Genomic DNA, 22,210 nt, shown 5'->3' on the forward strand with positions numbered 1-22,210 from the left:
CCTGTAATTAAAAATACAAATAATATGAAATTAAATTTACACATCTTAAAAAATCAAATACTAACACTATTAGTATTACTATTTGGCTATACAAGTCAAGCACAAAATATTCCTTTTAATTGTGATTATAGTGCGTATTTGTTTCAGTATAACGATGTGTATGCTATAGACTTAGCGTCTGGTAATTCTTATCTTGCAGCTACAGACATTACACCTGGAAACATAAATGCAGCAGCTTACAATCCTGCAGACGGTTATATTTGGGGATATTTAAGTACACCTTCTAAAACTATTGTTAGAATAGGTAAAGATTTTCAAACTACATCTTTTACAATACCAGAATTAACAACTGGTAATAAATATGTAGGAGATATTAGTCCAGATGGTATTTATTATTTTAAAGCAGGTGGAACAAGCTTCTTTAAAGTAGATTTAAATCCTAACTCTGCATCTTACACACAATATTTATCTACAGAAACATTATCGCAAAACATTAGTATCCATGATTGGGCTTTTAATGCAGTAGATGGTAATCTATATGCAGTAGAAAAAAACAGCAATATTTTATACAGAATTAACCCAACAACAAGTGTTGTAGAAGCTTTAGGAGAAGTACCAATTTTATCTGGATTAAATTACACTTATGGAGCAGTTTATTTTGATGCAGATGGACGTTTTTACGTATCTGCAAATCAAACTGGAACCGTTTATGTTATACAAAGTGTACAAGATTTAGATTCGACTTCTTCAATGAATTCTAACTTATTTGCATTTGGACCTTCTAGCTCTAGTAATGATGGAGCACGTTGCCCTACAGCTCCTGTAGCACAAGAAATTTGTGATAATGGCATTGATGACGATGGAGATGGACTAATAGATTGCGAAGATCCTTCATGTTCAGGTTTTGGAAGTTGCGATGTTATTGCACCTCCAACAACTGCTAACGATGGAGGTTTAGAAAGTAACGGAAGATTATCTGAAGCTATTAATAAACGTAACTTTAATCGTGCTAAAAACAGCTATAAGTTTGATCAAAAAACTGCCAAGCGTATAACTAGAGACACTAATAACAATACAAACAAAACATCTTCTACTAGTTTTCAATTACAAGACTTTGTACCATTAAATATAATTAACGAAGACTACGCAATAGACTCGACACCTTTAGATTTATTAAATATTACCAATGCTACAGAAGTCTATTCTGTAGACTATATGCAAAATGGAGCATCAATTGCTTCAATCTTAGCTTTAAAAACAGAAAATGGTGTGTATGAACACACAAAATACATTTGTGACAGATTATTAGGAGCAGAATTAATTTCGGTGTCAACCATAGATATTAATGGACAAGCCTTTATTAAATCTATTATTAAAAATGCAGACGGAAGTTTTGAATATGTATTAAGTCTGTCTGCAAAAGTAGAAAATAGCGATGCTAATTTTGCAATAGAAAGTCACTGGAATTTAGATTTGTATCAAGACAATGTTACCTTTTACAACTTTCAAATCTGGTCAGATTCTATAGATGATTTATATAGTTTAGCGCAACAGGTTTTAAACCTATTAGACACAGTAAAACCAATTTCTGGTTATGAACTGTCAACGCCTCCAACAGTTTTTGTTAGAAAAGGCAAGTACAATAATGGAGCTTTAGACCTTCAAATTATAAATACCAATTTAACAAATATTGTAAACTTTGATTCTGGTTTTAGAACAACAGAAACTAGCAACTTTAACTACACATCGTCTAACCTAAACTTAAACGAGAATTACATTACAGACATAACAGTACCAACTGGACACTTGTTTGATATTGGGTTTAGAATTGGAGATGGTGTAAACACACCTGACGATTTATTTATGTCTGATGGTCCTTGGGGAATTGACGATTCTCAAGCTAGTACAACTGTTAATAATTATCAAATTACAGAAAACACAAATACGTTTCAAGTAACAGATTTTCCTATAGAGCGTAACCTAACAGTAAACACTACAACAAGCACATATTTTGCTGCTTACAGAGCAATTACACCACGTTTTAAAGCAGTAGATTTAACAGACTTTAGCAGCTTTAAATTAAAGGCAAAAGGAACAGGGAACCTGGAGATAGCTTTAGTAAAACAAAGTATTACTAATTGGGACGAACAATATAAAACAACTATTGCCTTAACAGATAATTTTCAGAGTTATGCTATCCTGTTTTCGGACTTTACATCGTCTTTAAATACAGAATTAGAAGCAAACGATGTTGTAACCATTGTATTTACAATGGTAAGTCCAGATGGAACAAGTACAACACATAACATGCAATTACAAGATGTACGTTTTTCTAGAGGTAATACTCTGTCTGTATCAGATTTTGAAACTATAACAAATACCAATACACTAGTAGCATATCCAAATCCAATGGGTAATACTTCTAACCTAATGTTTACATCAAATAAAACCGAAACTGTACAATTGACCATTTTTGATCAATTAGGTAAAGAGGTTTACAATACAAATGTAAAAACACAAATAGGAAAAAATCAAATAACATTACACAAACAACATTTAAATCCTGGTTTATATATCTGTAAACTAGTTAGTACAAACACACATTATAATCCCTTGAAGTTACTAGTAAAGTAACACTAATTAATTGAGTGAAAAGATAGACAATAGTCTGTCTTTTTCAACAACAACAATAGTTGTTAATAATAAAAAGTAGGTGCCTAAGAACTAATAATAGCATTTTAATATCAGGTTCCCTACTTTGGGCAAAAGAGAAATCTTTTGCCCTTTTTTGTTTATTTGATATATTTAAAACATTTATTTGTAAATAAGTTTTACTTATTTCAAGTTGAAACTAATTAAAAACGAACACTAAAAAATGACAGATAATCAGAAAAAGCAAGCCGATAAATTTTGGGAATGGTTTTCAAAAAACAATGAAAAATTCATTAATTTAACTGATAATGATGAAGAAACTATTGATACCCTTTTAGATGAAATTCTTGCAAATTTGGCACCATTTTCTGAAGAGTTATTTGTTTATGTTGGTAATCCTACCGAAGAACTAAATGACATTATTATAAGTGCAGATGGTGAGAAAGACAACTTTGCTATGGTAAAACAAATGGTTTCTAGAGCAAAGCCTGTAGATGGTTGGCAGTTTACTGCATTAATACCACCAAAAGAGATAAACGGAATTAGGTTTGACGATTTAATTATTCCTATTGGCGATTTAGCTTTTAGTCCGTTAATAAATTCTGAGAATGTAAGTTTAGTTAACATTGTAATTTATATAAAGGATTACAATAACAGAAAATCACATCCAGAATTTGATAATGCAATAGAACGTATTTTAGATTTAATATTAGGAGAGGAATGTTATGAGTATATTACGTTAACAGCACAAAAAGAATGGAAAGATGATACTGTTAATACCAATATTTTAGAATTAAGAGATTATATTCTTACAAAAGTTGAAGCCTATAGTTAAGATTTGATTTTTAGACTATGATTGAGAGAATTAAATATTAATACACAAAATCTAGCAACCTAAAAAGTGATTAAAGCTATATTAATTGGTGAGATGATGATAATTAATCCCTAAAAACAGGCTTCTCAAACAATAACCATTTAAAACGTAATCCAACCTCATTAAAAGTAAAACCAGCTGCAGTTGCAGACGCAATATTACTTCGTGTACCAAATAGGTTTGCCATACAACGCTCAGAGAATTTATAACCCAATTTACCTTGTATTCTGTAGGTACTTTGGCTACTATCGTCTTCTATGTATTGTAATCCTGTAGCAGCAGTAAGCTCATAAAACCATTCTTTAGGTTTTGCTATGTTTTCATCTTTAATAAGGTTTGCAAAAACTTCTACAGCATTAAATGTTTCTGGTGAGAAATATACTGTTGGTACTTGATTTTTAAACGTAATGTATTGGTAGTTTAAACCAGCTTTAAGCGATGGTTTTGGTAATATATTATAATATAAAGACGTAAACAATAAGTTTCTAGCATTGCTATCGCTTTGGCTTGTGTAAAAGTATTGCGTAAACCATCCTAAATTAAAATTAGTGTTTAAACTATAGTTAGCGTAAAAGTTGTTTTGCACGATTTCGCGATCCAATAACTCTGCATTAAAGCTTTGTAATTCGCGTTTGTATCCAACAGTTAAATCTTGTAATTTAAAGGGTTTAATATTAAAAGACACGTCTGTTAATAGTTGTGTGTAGTCGTTAGTAGTGGCTTTAGCAGAAGTTAATCCTGCAGTACCTTTAAAGGTTACGTTTGGTAATAATTGGTAAGATAATCCTGCACTAAAATCGTTTGAGGTCGCTTCATTATTAGTAAAAGCATTACTTGTGCTTCTGTAATTATAGCTGGCTAGCAATTTAAATTTTGTAGAAAACGGGAACTCTAAGCTATTGTTAAACGCAAATGCTTCGTTATCTCCATTATCAAAAGTGTACGATGTTTTTCCTTCGTAAAAAGGGGTAAACGTTGTGTTGAGGTTTTTTATAAAGTTAGTTGCATCTTTTTGGTTGTCGTAAAACTTCAACGTGTTTTCGGCAGAGGTATAAGCTGCTTCATATTTACCTAAGGCTTTTAAGGCATTTGCTTTTCCTAAGTTACCATCAAAAGAGGTGCTGTCGTTTACCAAAATCTGGTTGTAATCTTTTACACTCTTTTTAAAATCGCTTTTATAAATGTTAAGTGTTGCACGTAAAGCTAATACCCAATTGTCGTTAGGTTTAGTCTCTATTAATTTCGTGATAAGCGTATCTGCAGTTTTATATTTTTTATTCCAAATTAAGGCTTGTGCATAACGCTCTGTGGTTTGTTGTGTAAGTGTTGCATCAGTTGTAGTATCTAAACTACTAAAAGCTTCAGTACTTAGTTGTAGTGCTTCTTTTTCTTTTCCTTTTAAATGAAAGACTAAAGCAGAACCATTTAATGCTGTGATTTTGTTCTCTGGATCTTCAGCTAAAATATCATAAGTGGCTTTAGCTTCATCTAACTTATTTGCAATTAAATATAAGTTTGCTAAGTTTAATAAGGTGTCTTTGTCGTTGTCAAAAAGCGTTAGGTTTTGTTTTAATAAGGCTTCGGCTTCATCATACTGTTGCGCTTGTTGCTTTTGGTAAGCGTAGCCTAAATACATGTATTTTTTAGAGGTTAATGCATTTGGGTTGCCTGGTAAAACGTCCAATGCTTTATCTACATATTTTAAAGCATCTTCATATTCTTTTAAATTAGATAGTGTGTTTGCATAACTTAATAAAGCAGGAAAACTTTTAGGATCCTCATCTATCAAACCTTTAAAATAGGTTTTTGCTTTAGGGAAGTTACTATTCCATAATAAAGACTCACCATAGTTTAGTTTCACCTCAAAATCATCTGGATGATCTGCTAGTAGGTTTGTAAATAAAGTATTAGCTGCTTCTGGTTTTCCATTTAATCCAATTGCACGACCATAACATAGTCTTGCTGTTTTATTATCTGGATAGTCTTTTAATATTGTTTCAAAAAATGTTTCCGCTTTAGCGTACTTACCAGTTTCTAGATAAGTAAAACCTTCTTGCATGTCTTGAGCATAGCTAAAAACAGCAGTTAATAATAGGGTAAGTAGGGTTATAAATTTGAGTTTCATGTTCATGTTTTAATTCATTTGCAAGTTAGTCATTCATTTCCATTCATTCATCTACACCAATCGTCTACTCGTCGAAATTCACCTGAATCTGAAAGTATTCTGAAAGATATTTGTATCAGAAATCAAACTATAACTATTTAAATATAACACTTATGGCACTTACAATAATAAGAAACAATAACACATTTTTAGTAGAAGGAAAAATTAATGCCTCTACAGCAAGTAATTTTAAAACGCATTTTAATATTACACTTAATACTTTAAGCGATTTGACAATTAATATTGATAATGTTACTGAAATTGATGAAAATGGAGTTGCTGCTTTAAAAGTAATTTACAAAAATGCAAAAACATGGAATAAATCATTTGCAATTGTAGGTTATGGTTGTAAAGCCATTTATGAAGAATTATTACTTACTAATATCGCATAACAAATAAACAACAATTAAAAACAATAATTATGGCACTTATAATATCACAACAAGACAATACAATTAGCTTAGAAGGAAAATTAAATACAGCAACAGTAAATAACTTTCAAACGCATTTTGGTTTTATAATAAAAGCTTTTAAAAACATAACGTTAAATATTGAAAAGCTTACAGTTATTGACGATTCTGCAATGCAAACTTTAAAAGAAATGTATAAAAACGGAGTTTTAAATAATGCTATGTTTTTTATTGAGGGAAAACGTAGTGAAGAGATTTTTGAAGCATTTCAATATCCTCAAGTAGCCTAATTAATAAAATTAAACAGACCTAAAAAGATGAAAGCTTTATCAATTATAAAAACAAAAACAATCTCTCCAGAGCAATTATTTATGTTAAGCGTATTAGCTGTAAATGGAGGAAACTATTTGTACAATCTTATTTTAGGTCGTGTTTTAGGTCCTGCACAATTTGCAGATGCAGCAGTATTAATTACTTTTTTATTAGTGTTATCTTTTGTTGCAATGACGTTTCAATTAGTAACAGCAAAATTTTCTGTAGTTTTTGAAAACGAAGCTTTTCAAAATTTTGTGTCTAAAATTTACAAAAATGCAACAATTTTTGGTTTAGGTTTTGGAGCTTTAATTATAGTATTTGCAAAGCAATTGCAAACTGTTTTTAACACATCATCTTCCAGTATGTTTACCATTTTTGGAATTGGTGTGCCTTTATACTTTTTAATGAGTGTAAATAGAGGTGTGTTTCAAGGTAAAAAAGAATTTAAATCGTTATCGATTACCTATCAAGCCGAAATGTTAAGTCGATTAATCATCACATTAGGATTAATTTTTCTATTTAATATGCAATCGTCTGTAGTAATTGCAATAGGTATTTTAATCTCTTTTGCATTTGGTTTAGTGCCATTTAAATTTAAAAACTTAAACTTTAAAAAGACAATAGCTCTTGAAGCAAGTCAATCTAAACAAGTCAAAAGTTTTTTTGTAATTACAGCGTTTTACGAGTTAACACAGATCATTATCAATAATAGTGACATCTTATTAGTTAAACATTACTTTGATGCTTACGATGCAGGATTATACGCTTCATTAGCTTTAATAGGTCGTATTGTATATTTCGTAGCTTGGATGTTTGTCATGTTATTATTGCCAACAGTTGTTCAACTTAAAAAAGAAGGCAAAGCAACTGCTCCAATATTATTTAAATATGTTGGTTATATAGCAGCAATAGCAACTACAATTGTAATTGGTTGTGCTTTATTTCCAGAAACAGCAATTACACTATTATTTGGAGACAGCTACTTAGCAATGGCGCCTTTATTATGGAAATACGCATTAGCAACTGGTTTGTTTGCCATATCAAATATATTTGCTTACTACTATTTATCGTTGGACAGATATGTTCCTGTTGTAATTTCTGGAATATTCGGAATGCTTCAAATGGGATTAGTAGTCTTTTTTCACGATAGTTTAGAGCAAGTCGTACACATGCAAATTATAGCAATGTCTTTATTGTTAATTATACAAGTAATATTCTTTGTTTTCGATTCTAAATTGAAAAAATAAAAAGCAATAACATATTTATTTTATTAGTCTAAAATATTTGAAAAGGCTGTGGTTATATACTACAGTTTTTCTGTTTTGTAATATTCTTTAATCTTTAGATAAATGGTAAATCTACACCTTTATTCCATTCGTCTACAGTAAACTGCAAACCACCTAAAGATGTCCATTTTAGTGAGTTTTATAGCGCAAATTTGTAGTGTAATTAACAAACAACAATTAAAAAACATTTTAAAACAATATATCATGAAACTAGCAATCGTTACAGCATATCCACCAAGTAAAGTCACATTAAACGAGTATGCTTACCATTTAGTTAAGCACTTTAGACAAAAAGAAAGTGTTACAGAAATAGTTTTACTAACAGATAAAACTGAAGGTGCAAAAGATATTGCTTTTACAGAAGCAGGTTGCAAGATTACAGTAAAAGAATGTTGGGAATTTAACAGTTACAAAAACATTATTAATGTAACTAAAGCTATAAGCCAAACAAAACCAGATTCAGTATTATTTAACTTGCAATTCATGAAATTTGGAGACAAAAAAGTAGCAGCAGCTTTAGGCTTAATGTTACCATTAGTATGCAAATTAAAAAAGATACCAAACATTGTATTATTACATAATATACTTGAAGAAGTAGATTTAGGATCTGCAGGATTTACAAGTAATAAATTAATGCAAAAGTTATATGGTTTTATAGGAACTAGTTTAACTAAGTTAATATTACAAGCAGATACAGTTGCAGTAACAATGCAAAAATATGTTGATATTTTAGAGAAAAAATATAATGCTAAAAATGTAACATTAATTCCTCACGGAACTTTTGAAATCTCTGAAGAAACACCAGAATACAGCATTCCACAAGGACCATTACAAGTGATGACTTTTGGTAAGTTTGGAACCTACAAAAAAGTAGAAGGTATGATTGAAGCTGTTGAGAAAGTAAGAGCATCTACAGGATTAGATCTTGAAGTTGTAATTGCAGGAACAGACAATCCAAACGTACCTGGTTATTTAGCAAATGTACAAGAAGACTACAAGCATGTGCCACAAGTACGTTTTACTGGTTATGTTGAAGAATATGAAGTACCTACCTTATTTAAAGAAAGTGCAGTAGTTGTGTTTCCTTATACATCAACAACTGGAAGCTCTGGAGTATTACACCAAGCAGGAAGTTATGGTAAAGCAGTAGTAATGCCAGATTTAGGAGACCTTGCGTTATTAGTTAAAGATGAAGGTTATAGAGGTGAGTTTTTCGAGCCAACATCTGTAGATAGTTTAGCAACTGCAATTGAAGCAATTGTAACAAACGAAGCACATAGAACCGCTTTAGGAAAAGCTAATTACGAAGCAGCAACAGCGTATCCAATGGAAAAAATTGCAGACATGTACCTAAATAACTTTAATAAAATAATTAATAAAAAAACAGCAGTAAAACCTACAATCAATACTGTAATAGTAGAACCTACTTCTGCAGAATAATAATCGCTTCCTTTTTTGTCCCAAACAATTAGTTAGTAATATATTTAAAAGATGCCTTTTTTGCGCCATTTTTATCGATAAACCCAAAACGTTTTTGGGTGTTTCTACGCCAAGGTCTGCTACCTACAACAGCTTTTGGCACATCAACAAAATCATATAAAGTCCAAGACATAAATTGCAAATTATTTGATGCAATAATTTCTTGGATTTTTTTGTGGTAATTAGCCTGATCCTCTTTCGAGCTTCCAAACGGTTTCCAGAAACCACTATAAGATGACATTCCAAATTCTTGTAACACCAACGGTTTGTTAGGTATTTCTTTTTGCATGGTTTTTATAGCTTCATCTAATTCGCTCAATCCTTCATAATAATGAAACGACACAATATCTACTTTGTCTTTTAAAATGGGAGCACTTTGGGTATTAGACCAACCAATAGTTACAGGATGAACCTTATCTATAGATTTTACTAAATCGATCATGTTGTCTAACCAAGCAACAACCATTTCTTTTCCTCTAGACTCAAAATCCAGATTTGGTTCGTTTTTAATATCCCAAGCAATAATAGCGTTGTGGTCTTTAAAAGTAGAGACTATGGTTTCTGCGTGACGTTGATTTAAGGTCCAATTCATAACCGAATAATCACCAAAAAAATCAAATAACGTTAAAACAACTTTCAGTCCATTTTCTTCAGCAATGTCTAAAGTCTGTTTTAATTTTTCTAGCTTTTTAGGATTCACATCTGCTTTTCCAAAATCATCATATTGCACAAAAATTCTAACCGAATTTAAGCCAGCATCTTTTATAATTTTAAAGTCGTTAGAAATAGTGTCTTTAGCAAAAGCATCACCAAACATGTTCCAAGGTGTTGCTTTTGGATAGTAATTAATCCCTTTAATAATTAAACTATCGGTTTCAATTTTTGCTATTTGTGGTGCGTAAGGTTTAGTACTTTCTTTTACCAAATGTCTAATGCGCCAAAAACCATCTTCTAGTAAAAACACCATTTTATAGGTTGAGGTTTCTGTTGTTTGCAGTACTAATTGTTCTGCTTTAAACACACGTTTATATTCCACAACATTTCTATCTGTAACTACAGCAAGTTGTCCATCTTCACTAAAAAATTCTAAAGATGGATTGTGCTTTAATGTTGTGGCTTCAACTGTAATATTTTCGGCTTTATTTAATTCAATAAATGCATATAAATTTTCTCTTGCGCTATCTGTATAATAATCTTTTATTCCAGCAGTTTTATTGGTTTTGTAGGCAATTTGTTTAACATACCAAGCATCTAAATAATTGTTTTGTAAAGCATTTAGATTTTCGTTATCCATTGGTCGACCTTCGTTTTGTAAAGGTTGCCAAATCATTTTAGGTAAATACTGTTCTACTTTTTGTATTTCGGTATGTAGCATTGTACTTCTATCTGCTCCAGTATTTAGGTAGCTAAAAAGCTCACTAATACCAGAAATAATTAAGGCTACAATCATAATATACGAAGCTATTAATATGGTACGTAATATGTTTTTGTTTTTACCTACCATAGTTTTTTTGTTTTAATTTCTTTTTTCAATCCAGCAGTTTCAATACTAAAACTGTAGTCGTCATTTTTATAAATAGCAGGTTTTAAATTATAGTTTACATAACCATTAAACGATGTTTTAATAATAGTGTCAATTAACTCATTATCCTTATAAATAGTAAGTTTTACATGCAATCCATCAGGAATCATTTGTTGCATAAAACTTTGCAAAGGACCAACTGTAATGCTTCTGTTATTATTAGATAATGTAACTTCAAAATCCTTAATCACTTGTTTGTAGCTTAAAGCAATGCTGTTGCTTTCTGCCATACCATCTACATAAGCTTTAATGCTCCAAGTATCTGCATAATCTGGATGAATCATTTTTGCATGTGCAACACCTTCAATGGTTGTTCCAGTGGTTTTTAAAATATTTCCGTTGTTGTTGGTTATAAAAAAGGTAACAAATGTACCATCGCTAACTACATTATTCTGCTTGTCTTTTAGTACTGAAGTTGAAAATGTAGTAATTTGATTTCCGTCTGCGTAATTATGTGGTCGTTTTGCTGAAATTTTAAAATCTGTTGGAATTGCTGAAGCTACATTTATGGTAAATTCTTTAGAATTAACACCTAAACTTTCCGACGACACTAACATACGACCACTTTCTCGTTTAGAGTTTATATTTCTAAAAGCGATTAGATTTTTAGTAAAAACAGCTTCTTTTTCTTCTGAATTTAAAAACTGAAACTTTGCATTTACCAACGTATTTGTTGGCACAGGATTATCTAAAGAATCCGTAGGAATAACAACCAACATGGTGTAATCTGTTCCTCCAGCTTCAATACTTGGTGAACCAATATAGGTTTCCATGGTTGCCACTTCGGCTTTTGGATTTATGCTGAATTGACCTGAAATAGCATTGGCTTCATCTATCAATTTCCAATTAACAACACCTATTTTGTTAGTGATATTTTCTGGGATTTTATATTGAATAAAATCGTCTTTTAATTCACCTGAAATCAAAGTTGAACCATAACTGTTTGAACAATACAATAGTGGTTTTTCTCCTTCTGAAGCATTAAATTTTAAAACAACAGTATTGCCAACTTCATAATTGGTTTGTGTTGTTATTAATGCAATAGGATTATTTGTTTCATTGTGTTGCACAACAGCAAACGATGATAATAAAATCAAACCTAAAACAAATATGTATGTACGTTTAAGTTGCATTAATTTGGACTTCCTATGTATGTGTTAATTTCTATTTTAATATAACTAAAATTGGGATGATCAATTTTTTGTAATTGAGCATCACTATGGTTTTCAATTCTGTTTGGTACAACCTTACTTGCAATAGCATCATTTGGTAAACCATTTACAAAAATGTTTTTCATATCTGTATTAATAATTTTTACTTTACCCTCTTTTAATATCTGATATTCAAAATCTTGTTTGCGTTGTTGTCTCACTCCTTCTTTTACAAATAAATGATCTACCCAAACCATCTTTTTATTCTCATCATAATAAGTCACTAAAAGTTGCGGTATTGTTATTTCTTGGATTCCGCTATTAAATAAGTTACCGTTTATGGTTTCCTCTTTAATTGTAATATCACTTAAAACCACGTTTTTATATAAATCTGAACCTGATACATTTCCTGCTGCTTGCAAGTTAAATTTGGTTGGTTGTTCTTCAAATTCAATAGGAGTAAATTCGTCTGGATTAAAGGTGTCTGGAATAGAATCTTGTGTTCTAGACCATGCAATACCTTCAAAGTTAATCCTAAAACTACTGGATTCTTTTGGCATTAATTTATGCTTAACGTGGTACTTTGCATTATACGTTGCCAGTTGTTTGTTGTCATCGTTGTACAAGGTTCCTTTTAAAATAATATCTGCAGGAACATTGTCTATATTTTGTACTTCACCAATTATAGCATAACTACCATCATATTGAACTAGTTTAGCTGAAATCACTTCTAAAACAGGCTGTTTTAAAATGTCTTCATGATGTGTTTGCTCTGTTGTAATGCGTCGTCTTCCTTGGTTAAAATACTTAGTTGCATTAGCAGAATAGAGTTGGTCTGGAGGTAAATCGTTATTTAAATCGTCTGGTTGTAAATACCATTTTCCTTTGCGTTTAGATAACGATTTATAATCAATTTTTTCAATTTTCTCCAAAGGTGTAATCCACTGCGTAGTCACTTTTGCCGAAACTGTACTGTCGTTAAACTTGGTGATTTCGGTTTCAATAGCATCCATTTTTGCATAACTACTTAGTAAACCATCGGTTACCGAAATCTCTAACATGTATTGGGCAATTGGCAAGTTGTTTTCAGGATCGATTAAGCTATGTGCTTTTTCAAATTCTTTAAAATCTAAAGCATCATAATAGGCAATAATGACATTTTCTGGACTGCGTTGCGAGTCGTTTTTTAGGTAAAATAAATAGATGCCATAAAACACGATAATAGCCAGTATTATTGCCCAAATATGCGTAATGCGTATAACAGTTCTATTAAATTTAGTATACGTTGTTGGAAATTTTAAAAAGTCTGGAATGGCTTTTATACGTGTTTTTAAAGCATTAACCCAAAGCATTTGTATGTTTAAAACAAAGGCGATTAAAACGGTTAAAAACGGAATAATTCCCCACATTATTTTTAGCCATTTGGCAACATCTTCTTTGGGTAAAATAGAGGATACAGGCGGAATGTTTAATCGTTCCCAAACCATGATTCCGTTTTCCAGTTGTCGTAGTCTTTGCCAACCACAGAAATAGAGAATTGGGTCGTAAAACTTATCGTTAGAAAATATATATTTGAGATTATATTTCTCTGGAGTTGTTAAAAACTGTTGTAGCGATCCTATTCCTGCAACACCTTTAAATTTAGAGTTTTCTAAACGCTCTATTGGTCGTGTGGTTAATTCTGGTAATCGTCTTGCAGAATGGTAGTTTCCATCAACTGTCATGGCATTAGTTTGCGCACTTAACCAAGCCATTTGGTCGCCAAAACCAAGTGTTAAAAATCGCCATTTATCATGATCGTCTTGATTTAAGAAATTAACAATTGGCAACATCTTTATTTTCTGTGGTTGCGATGGTCTAAAATAGTTAAGACTCATGGTAAACACGACCATAAAAACCATTAATCCTGCTAATATGCCACCTATGATTCTGTGGTAAACAGCACCAAATTTAGATTGAATGAGTTCTTTTAAATCACCTTCAACAAAACGATAAGCAAATTCGCCCATTAATGGAATAGATAATATGGAAGCCCAAAGTGTAAATCTATCTAGCGTTAAAATGTTAAAAGCTGTTTCGCCTAACATTTTTAAAGGAATTGGTGTAGTGCCTCCTGTTCCTAAAATGGTGCAAATTGTAACCGATAAACCAAAAAACAAATAACGTTTGCTGTAATATCTGTAAAATATATATGGTAATAATACTAGTAAAATTCCCCAAGGAATTAAAAAGAATACCAAGCCAGACGATGTAATTTCAAGAAAATTATCTCTAGATCCATGAGGAATTGGAACTTGAGTAATTGGGTTGGCTTTAGAGTTTAACCAATACGGAAAAATACAGCCTATAATTAATACCAACGACAGCATTCCGAAGCTTACAATACGTTTGAAAAGCTTGAAAAAAGTATTCAAAAATAGTTTGAAAGTGACTTCTTTCATGGTGTTTACTTGCTCACGCGAAACGTCCATAATTACCATGCCTATTAATGGAAAGATAAAAAATACCATCCCAAAAATGGGTGTCACATGATGAGAAGTAACCGTTACAGCTATTAAAGATAAACTAGTTGCTAAGTACCATTTTTTACCTGTTTTTAACCATAAATAAATTTCTGGTAAGGCATGCATTAACACCGAAACTCCAACAATACTTGGTAATTGCCCAAATATATGAAGCGTTTCTACAAACGACGAGCTAAATACAGCCAAAACACAAGCATAACCTGCAACGGTTTTGTTGGCTGTCATCATTAAAGAAAAACGATAGGTACCAGTTACAAACAGCACAATTGCAATAAGTGCAACACTAAACATCCCAAACTTTAAACCACCAATCATAGACAACAATCCAATAGATTGATGTACTAAAGGTGGATAACTTTGTACAGTAAAACCAGTATACCACTCGTAGTTCCAAGGTTCAAACCAACTATTGGCATAATGATCTGCAAAAAACAGGTGTATTAACGCATCATATGTAGTTTCCAAAGTGAAAAATATGGCACTACCATGAAACGCCAATGCTAAAAGTATGGCTGTGATTAAGTATTTGTTTGAGGTTTCTTTCATTTAAAGCCTAAGCTATAATAATGTTGTAAAGATAAATAAATAAAATAGTGGTTTGATTTTTAATTATCTATAGCAATCTACCATTCGTCGACACTTAAATATAGCTTAAGCGAAATAAGAATTTTAAGATTGTCTTCTCCTGTAAATTTGTAGTATCAAAAACAATTAAAATAACTTATTATGAAAGTTTTAGCAATAGATGACCAACAATTAGTATTACTTCCTTTACAAAAAAGATTAGTAGAATTAGGCTACGAAGTACAAATAGAAACTGACGGAAAAAAAGGAATGGAAGCATTCAATTCTTTTAATCCTGATTTAGTTATAGTAGACATTAATATGCCATTTGTTTCTGGACTAGATGTAGTAAAACATATTAGGGTTACTAAAAATTCTCAAACTCCAATTATGGTTTTATCTGGAGATACAAAAGATGAAACAATTACAGAAGGGTTTGAATTAGGAATTAACGATTACATGAAAAAGCCCTTAAGCTTAAATGAGATTAGTGCACGTGTAAAACGATTAATTGGTGCTCCTGAAGGACAAAATACGGTTACTAATAGTAACGTTATGATTCAAGAGCGTTGTGTTGGTGTTGTAATCCCTTGTTATAATGAAGAAGAACGTTTATTAAGTGAAGAGTTTTTAAACTATATCGATAAAAATTCTGGTTACCATTTATGTTTTGTAAACGATGGAAGTAAGGATAAAACATTAGAAGTTTTAAAACAATTACAAAAAGGAAGAGAAGATTTTATTACAGTTTACGACTGCGAACAAAACGGAGGAAAAGCCGAAGCTGTACGTTTAGGAATGCTACACATGGCTAAAAAAGAAGATCTAGATTATATAGGTTTTTTAGATGCGGATTTATCTACTGATTTAGCAGATTTTGACGATTTAGTAAAGACTATTGAAACTTCAGATTTTAAAATTGTAAGTGGTTCTCGTATCTCAAGAATGGGAGCAAATATTACTAAAGAGTCTGCTAGAAAAATAATCAGTTTAACCATCAATTTCATCATCAGAAAGATTTTAAAAATGGATTTTAAAGACACGCAATGTGGAGCTAAAATTTTCCATAAGGATGTCATAGAAATTGCTTTCGGTAAAAAGTTTGTTACACAATGGATTTTTGATGTAGAAATATTTAAAAGAATGAGTATCCACTTTGGTTTAAAAGAAGCAAAAGCAATGCTTTGCGAGCAACCATTAAAAAGATGGATTCATGCAGATGGTAGTAAGTTATCAATGAAAGATTCTTTTAAAATTGTATTTCAATTAGGACAAATTGCATGGGTTTACAGAGGTAAAAACCAAGAAGTAAAAAAAGCAGTTTCTACAGATTTAAATGTAGCTTAAAAAGTAATAAATAAAAATCCCCAAAGTATGAAAATAGGTATTATAATCATCTTCCATAATAATGAAACAGATATCGAAACTAGTGTTTTTATAGAGCAGTTAAATCAAACAAAAAATATAGAATTATGTTTTGTAAATAACAATAGTAAAGATAATACCTATCAACTTTTAAATGAAATTAAAGAAGGTTGTAGTAATGTATCTGTTGTAAATGTTAAAAAATTTAAGTCTGATGTATCTGCAGTAAGAGCAGGAGCAAGGTTTATGTTTAATAAATTTAATTTAAAACATTTAGGTTATGTGTCAACTAATTTATTAACCACTAAGTATCATGGTCTTAAAGGTTTAATAAATGCAATTAACGAAAACCAAGAGGTTATTTTAAAGTATAATATTGAAACCTTGGAGAAACATGAAATAAAATTAACACTATTTAAAAGTCTTTTCTCTGTGGTAGAGTATTTAAAAAAAATAAAAGTAGAAAATCAATTTATTAATCTTCAGTTTTTAAGCAAATTATAAAATTACTAATTATGAAAGTATATCCAATAAAATTTAACCCAATCCTAAAAGAAAAAATTTGGGGAGGAAACAAACTAGGTAGGCTTCTTGGAAAAGCCACAACAAAAGATAATGTTGGAGAAAGTTGGGAAATATCTGATGTAAACGGAAACATTTCTGAAGTTAGTAATGGAGTTTATAAAGGGACTAGTTTAAAAGAGTTGATTGAAACACATGAAGCAAACTTTATAGGAGTAAATAATTTTGCAAACTTTGGATATAATTTTCCCTTATTGATTAAATTTTTAGATGCAAAAACAGATTTATCTGTACAAGTACATCCAGATAATGAAATGGCTAAAAAACACCATAATAGTTTTGGTAAAACCGAAATGTGGTACATAATGGATAGTGATGAGAATGTAGATATTGTTTTAGGTTTAAAAGATAAAACAATAAACCCTGAAGTCTTAAATCATATAAACTCTAAAAATGTTGACGCTGTTTTTAATAGAGAACAAGTAAAAAAAGGAGATAGTTTTTTTATTCCAGCAGGAAAAATACATGCTATTGGAGCAGGTGTTTTAGCAGCAGAAATCCAACAAACATCAGATATTACATATCGTGTTTACGATTGGGATAGAACTGATGATTCTGGACAAAAAAGAGAATTACACACTAAGTTAGCAGAACAGGCAACTAAACAATTTGATTCTAACGGAAAAGCTAACTATAACTTAGAAGCTAACACAACTAGTAATTTAGTAAAATGTGATTATTTTACAACAAACATTTTAGATGTATCGAGTAGACAAACTAAAAATTATGAAAACTTAGATTCGTTTGTAATATTTATGTGTGTTGAAGGTGAAGCAACAATAACAACTGGTTTACATACAGAAACTGTAACAATGGGAGAAACTATTTTAATTCCTGCAAATACAAAAGATGTGATGTTTAACTCTAATAATGCAAAGTTACTTGAAGTATATATAGATTCCAATTTAACTAAAACTATTCAGAAAGCATCTTAACTACTGTTTTTATAATATAACATAATGCAATTGCTATATTTGTAAGCATCAAAATATATAAAATGAGCGTTTTACAAATGTTACAAGAAAGAAGTAATACAACTTGCGAGCTGTGTACTTCTGCAACAGATACTAGACAATACAATATCCCACCTTCATTAACAGAAACTGTAGATACGTGTGTATTAGTTTGCGCAAACTGTTATGATCAAATCGAAAAAAACACAGACATGGATGTTAACCATTGGAGATGTTTAAACGATAGTATGTGGTCAGAGCATGTTGCAGTTCAAATCATGGCTTGGAGAATGTTACAAAGATTAAGAGGCGAAGGTTGGCCAAAAGATTTGTTAGACATGATGTATTTAGACGAAGACAATTTAGCAATAGCAAGGTTAACAGACGAGCATAAAGACGAAGCAGATAAAATTATCCACAGAGATGTTAATGGTGTAATTTTAAATACTGGAGATAGTGTTGTTTTAGTAAAAGATTTAAAAGTAAAAGGATCTAGTATGGTTGCAAAACAAGGTACTGCTGTAAGAAATATTAGATTAGATCGTGAAAACGCAACATATATTGAAGGTAAGGTTGGACCTACACAAATTGTAATAATTACAGAATACGTTAAAAAATTATAATGTTAGAGATTAGACCATCTTGCGAACATTGTAATAAATCACTTCCTTATGATTCTCAAGATGCGGTTATTTGTACGTTTGAATGTACTTATTGTATAGATTGTGCTACAAATGTATTTAAAGATGTTTGTCCAAATTGTGGTGGTAATTTTACAGTCAGACCAATCAGACCTAAGCACTTATTAGAAAAATATCCTGTATCTAAAACGATTGTTTACAAACCTAAAGACGTTAAAGCACACTTAAAAAAGTATGACTTATAACGCTTTTTGTTGTTGTTTGTAAAAGGCATCAGCTTGTAATTGCATTAGTGCTCTTGCTTTTTTACGTTTAGATTGATACAATTCATCTTCATTAGATAAGTCATTGTATACTTTATCGTTAATTTTAAAATCTGTTTTAAGTGCTAATTGCCTTTCTGCAACACGTTGTTCTACCAAAGTTTTTATAGCAGTTTCTTGATCTTCTAATTTAAAATCATATTCACCCTTAGGCGATAATAATTTTGCAATTATAGGTGAGGTTTCTATAGCTAAAAATAATAAGAATATAAAAAACGAAGGTAACCATGGTAGTGTGTTTAAGGCAGTGACACGAGCCATTAAACCATCAAACCCATCTATTATTGGTTGTGTGTTAGCAACTTGAGTATTATAATTATTTTTAAGTTGAAGTAATTCCGTTTCAATATTAGCTATCTTATTGTTATTAGTTTCTTTAAGTAATTGTAAATCAGCTAGAGCAACATCATGTTTCTCTCGTTTTTCTTTATAAACTGGTCCTTTACCTAATTTTTTAGTTCCAGAGATGCCTTCTGCTTCAGTAATGTAGGTGTCATAAAGTGTATTTACTTCTGCTTCTTTTGTTTCAACTTCAGACTGAAGTGTTATTATATTTTGTTTTAATTCAGTTTCTTTTGGTGTAAATTGTAACGCAATATCATCTTGATTTTGAAGCGTCATTGCATTTTTTTCTGTCAGTAAAACTTGATTGATTTCTTTTTCAAAAATCTTTAACTCTAAAGGTTTAGAGATGACTACAGCTATAATTAATGCTAAAATTAATCTTGGTGTAGCTTGTAAAAATTCGTCTAAAAAACTATTTCGCTTCTTAATGGTTGAGACAATAAAACGGTCTAAATTAAAGATTAAAAATCCCCAGACTAACCCAAATCCAATAGATGAAAAAAGATTATCAAAAACAGTATAAAGTGCATAGCTTGACGCTATAAAAGCCATTACAGCTGTAAAAAACACGGTAGCACCTATTCCTGCGTATTTGTTTTGTTCGCCAATAGATGAGGTTTTAAGTATGTTTGTGTCTGCACCAGAACAGATAATGAAGAATTGCTTTAGCATGATGTGATTGATTTTGATTGATGATATCTATTAGAACGTTATTTATCTTATTTTGTTACAGTTTAAAGCCAAAAAAAACCTCAAATAATTGAGGTTTTCTTATTCTGTATTTATAAAAATCAATTAGTCTGTTACCACTTTACCATTAACAGTTCGTATTGGATTTTCAGAAATATTGACTGTAGCAACTCCGTTATTTGTGTGCGAAGAAATGTTTAATTTATTATTTTTCTTTACTAAATCTATTGCTTTATCTGATGTAATAGCATCACCATTATAATAAAACGAGGCTCCTTTTTTCGCCATTTTTATAATATGATCTAAAGTACTCATTGGAGGTGGAGGTGGAGGTGGAATATTCATATCATCATCTTCCCATGTTTTATTAAACTCACTAACTATTTTTCCGTCTTTATATACTTTAGTAATTTTTTGACCTGGAATAACTTTGCTTCCATCGGTTTGTTTATCGGATAATTTATTTCCTTTTTTATCAACTTCTACTCCCCAACGATTATAATATTTGGTTTTACCATCCATAATTGCGTAAAAGTGTTGTTCGCCATTAATTTTTATAAAACCAGTATTCTTTTCTACTTTTTCGGGAGCAGGAGGTGGTGGAGGTGGAGGATTTCTAAGGACTTTTCCGTTTACAATTTTGTTCTTTTTGTAGTATTCGTTAATAACCTTTTCTTGTTTTGCTTTTTCCTCTGGAGTAGCATTAGGATTTGCAGGTGGAGGAGGTGGTGGAATACTTGATTCTTCTCCTTTTTTTACTATTGGCGAATTTGAATAGTTTTTGTCAGTCTTGTCTACTAATTTTATTCTTACTGGTTTAAATGTATTAGACTTAGATTTAATGTCAAATAACTGAATGTAATCACCTTCTTTAGCTTTTAAAACTAATCCTCTTGCTTCATTACTTAATATGTTGCTTTTTATGTTTTGAGTTTTTACACCTGGGATTTTAAGCTTAAAAGCTGTTATGTCTTCCTTAGTTGTTGTAGCTAGAATTATATTTGCTATTCCTTTTTTGCTTAGATTAAGAAGACATCCATCACATTCTATTCCGTTAACCAATAGTTTTGGATCTTGAGGTTTCTTACTTTCAATTGCAAATGGTGTATTTCCTTTTGGTCGTATTACTTCTTGGTTATAAGCCACAATACGATAAAAGCCATAGTCTTGAACAGCATTAAAGATAAACCAGACTTCCTTATCTGAGATATCTTTAGGGCTATCAACATGAATATTAATGATATTGTTTCTTATCTCGGAATTAATATCTTGATGTAATTGATTGATGACTTGTATAAAGGTGTTTTTATTGGCTTTAATTCCGTCAATTTCATAAGTACCATTTTTAAATACTTTAATATCAATGTTTCTTGCTGTGTTTGTTGAAGTTAAAACATAGTTAGAGTCTAACTTCATTTTAGGAACAACCTCTTTTTCAATTTCTTTAGTTTGACTAAAACTAAAAAGTAAAATAGCTAATAATGGTAGTAACAATAAGCTACGTAACCAAACCGCTTTTTTTGATGTGTGTGTTTTCATAAGTGTAAAACGTTTTTTGATTGATGAATAATTGATTGCATTAACTAATGCTAACTCTTGTTGATTAGACGAGAATTGTAATAAAATATTTTGATAAGTTTTAGTGTCAACACCTTGTTTTATAACGTTTTGATCTGCTAAAAACTCATGATTAAGTTTGACTTCTTTTTTAAGCCAATACAGTAATGGGTTAAACCAAAAGACAACCTGTAGTAACTCTATAATTATAATATCTAAACTGTGTTTTTGTTTAGCATGTGTTTGCTCGTGCAATAAAACTTCGGCTGGGATTTGATTGTTTTCAAACTTAGTTTTATTTAAAAAGATGAAATTGAAAAACGTATGCGGAATTTCTAATTGCTCCATCAACACATTAACAAAGCGATTACTTTTAACTTTTGTATGCTTTTTGATTTTTGAAACAATACTGAATAAATTAATACAAAATCGAATTAAAAAGAGACTTACACCAATTAGATAAACTGACCATAATATAGTTGGCAGAAAACTTATCGATTCTTCTTCAACTATTGCATCTGCAACAAAAAAAGGAGGAGGTGTTATTGAGTTAGCATCATAATTTGGAAATGTAAAAGTAGGATCTACATATTTTATAAAGGTTATAAACGGAATTATTGCTGCCACTATTACTGCAACTAATAAATACACACGTTTAAATTTATGAATACTTAAGGGCTCTAATGCTATTTTGTAAAACAAAAGCAAAGCCAAAAGGCATGCACTGGATTTTAATAGGAGTAGTTCCATGA

The 22,210-nt window shown here is 30.8% G+C and carries 17 protein-coding genes; 11 read left to right on the forward strand and 6 right to left on the reverse strand.

The features are described 5' to 3' along the window. Window positions 1–24: 24 nt before the first annotated feature. On the forward strand, window positions 25–2,634 hold the full coding sequence (locus SJY17_RS06165; RefSeq protein ID WP_397364622.1) for a DUF6923 family protein: 2,610 nt from the start codon (window positions 25–27) through the stop codon (window positions 2,632–2,634). A 241-nt stretch (window positions 2,635–2,875) separates the two neighbouring features. Continuing rightward, the gene (locus SJY17_RS06170) at window positions 2,876–3,487 is read left to right on the forward strand and encodes a hypothetical protein (protein ID WP_397364623.1); all 612 of its coding nucleotides are present in this window, start codon (window positions 2,876–2,878) and stop codon (window positions 3,485–3,487) included. Window positions 3,488–3,590: 103 nt separating this feature from the next. Here the strand turns inward: SJY17_RS06170 and SJY17_RS06175 are convergent, their stop codons facing one another. Continuing rightward, the gene (locus tag SJY17_RS06175; protein WP_397364863.1) at window positions 3,591–5,651 is read right to left on the reverse strand and encodes a tetratricopeptide repeat protein; all 2,061 of its coding nucleotides are present in this window, start codon (window positions 5,649–5,651) and stop codon (window positions 3,591–3,593) included. Window positions 5,652–5,803: 152 nt separating this feature from the next. Between SJY17_RS06175 and SJY17_RS06180 the strand changes: the two genes are divergently transcribed. The 4 genes from SJY17_RS06180 (at window position 5,804) to SJY17_RS06195 (ending at window position 9,141) form a co-directional block, all read left to right on the forward strand. Then, window positions 5,804–6,082 (forward strand): STAS domain-containing protein, encoded by a 279-nt coding sequence (locus tag SJY17_RS06180; RefSeq protein WP_397364624.1) that lies wholly within the window; start codon window positions 5,804–5,806, stop codon window positions 6,080–6,082. A gap of 29 nt (window positions 6,083–6,111) precedes the next feature. Next, window positions 6,112–6,390, forward strand: a complete 279-nt coding sequence (locus tag SJY17_RS06185) for an STAS domain-containing protein (protein ID WP_397364625.1) — start codon at window positions 6,112–6,114, stop codon at window positions 6,388–6,390. 27 nt (window positions 6,391–6,417) lie between these two features. Next, complete coding sequence (locus SJY17_RS06190; RefSeq protein ID WP_397364626.1) at window positions 6,418–7,662, forward strand: oligosaccharide flippase family protein; 1,245 nt, start codon at window positions 6,418–6,420, stop codon at window positions 7,660–7,662. Window positions 7,663–7,905: 243 nt separating this feature from the next. Then, window positions 7,906–9,141 carry a glycosyltransferase gene (locus tag SJY17_RS06195; RefSeq protein ID WP_397364627.1) on the forward strand — a complete coding sequence of 412 codons (1,236 nt, stop codon included), beginning with the start codon at window positions 7,906–7,908 and terminating at the stop codon, window positions 9,139–9,141. Window positions 9,142–9,169: 28 nt separating this feature from the next. On the opposite strand, the gene SJY17_RS06200 is transcribed toward SJY17_RS06195, so the two are convergent. Genes SJY17_RS06200 through SJY17_RS06210 form a run of 3 tightly spaced genes read right to left on the reverse strand, consistent with a single transcriptional unit; the run spans window position 9,170 to window position 14,984 of the window. After that, a complete protein-coding gene (locus tag SJY17_RS06200) occupies window positions 9,170–10,684 on the reverse strand; it encodes a cellulase family glycosylhydrolase (protein ID WP_397364629.1) in 1,515 nt (504 codons plus the stop codon). After that, window positions 10,678–11,895, reverse strand: a complete 1,218-nt coding sequence (locus SJY17_RS06205) for a hypothetical protein (protein ID WP_397364630.1) — start codon at window positions 11,893–11,895, stop codon at window positions 10,678–10,680. Before SJY17_RS06205 ends, SJY17_RS06200 begins: the two co-directional genes overlap by 7 nt. Then, window positions 11,895–14,984, reverse strand: a complete 3,090-nt coding sequence (locus SJY17_RS06210) for a hypothetical protein (protein ID WP_397364631.1) — start codon at window positions 14,982–14,984, stop codon at window positions 11,895–11,897. The genes SJY17_RS06205 and SJY17_RS06210 overlap by 1 nt, the downstream gene beginning before the upstream one ends. 180 nt (window positions 14,985–15,164) lie before the next feature. Between SJY17_RS06210 and SJY17_RS06215 the strand changes: the two genes are divergently transcribed. The 5 genes from SJY17_RS06215 (at window position 15,165) to SJY17_RS06235 (ending at window position 18,788) form a co-directional block, all read left to right on the forward strand. Beyond that, window positions 15,165–16,349 (forward strand): response regulator, encoded by a 1,185-nt coding sequence (locus SJY17_RS06215; protein WP_397364632.1) that lies wholly within the window; start codon window positions 15,165–15,167, stop codon window positions 16,347–16,349. A 27-nt stretch (window positions 16,350–16,376) separates the two neighbouring features. Next, entirely contained in the window at window positions 16,377–16,871 is a 495-nt protein-coding gene (locus SJY17_RS06220) for a glycosyltransferase (RefSeq protein ID WP_397364633.1), read from the forward strand. Between the two features lie 11 nt (window positions 16,872–16,882). Beyond that, window positions 16,883–17,884, forward strand: coding sequence for a type I phosphomannose isomerase catalytic subunit (locus SJY17_RS06225; protein WP_397364634.1), 1,002 nt, complete (start codon window positions 16,883–16,885; stop codon window positions 17,882–17,884). 62 nt (window positions 17,885–17,946) lie between these two features. Beyond that, a complete protein-coding gene (locus SJY17_RS06230) occupies window positions 17,947–18,525 on the forward strand; it encodes a PhnA domain-containing protein (RefSeq protein ID WP_397364635.1) in 579 nt (192 codons plus the stop codon). Next, a complete protein-coding gene (locus SJY17_RS06235; protein WP_397364636.1) occupies window positions 18,525–18,788 on the forward strand; it encodes a DUF1272 domain-containing protein in 264 nt (87 codons plus the stop codon). The genes SJY17_RS06230 and SJY17_RS06235 overlap by 1 nt, the downstream gene beginning before the upstream one ends. Here SJY17_RS06235 and SJY17_RS06240 read toward each other — a convergent pair. Further along, window positions 18,783–19,883: a DUF4407 domain-containing protein gene (locus SJY17_RS06240; RefSeq protein WP_397364637.1), complete on the reverse strand. Its 1,101-nt coding sequence runs from the start codon at window positions 19,881–19,883 to the stop codon at window positions 18,783–18,785. The genes SJY17_RS06235 and SJY17_RS06240 overlap by 6 nt on opposite strands. Before the next feature lie 123 nt (window positions 19,884–20,006). Further along, a complete protein-coding gene (locus tag SJY17_RS06245) occupies window positions 20,007–22,208 on the reverse strand; it encodes a M56 family metallopeptidase (RefSeq protein ID WP_397364638.1) in 2,202 nt (733 codons plus the stop codon). Window positions 22,209–22,210: the final 2 nt, after the last annotated feature.

The sequence above is a fragment of the Olleya sp. R77988 genome, from assembly GCF_044594215.1.
GTDB lineage: Bacteria > Bacteroidota > Bacteroidia > Flavobacteriales > Flavobacteriaceae > Olleya.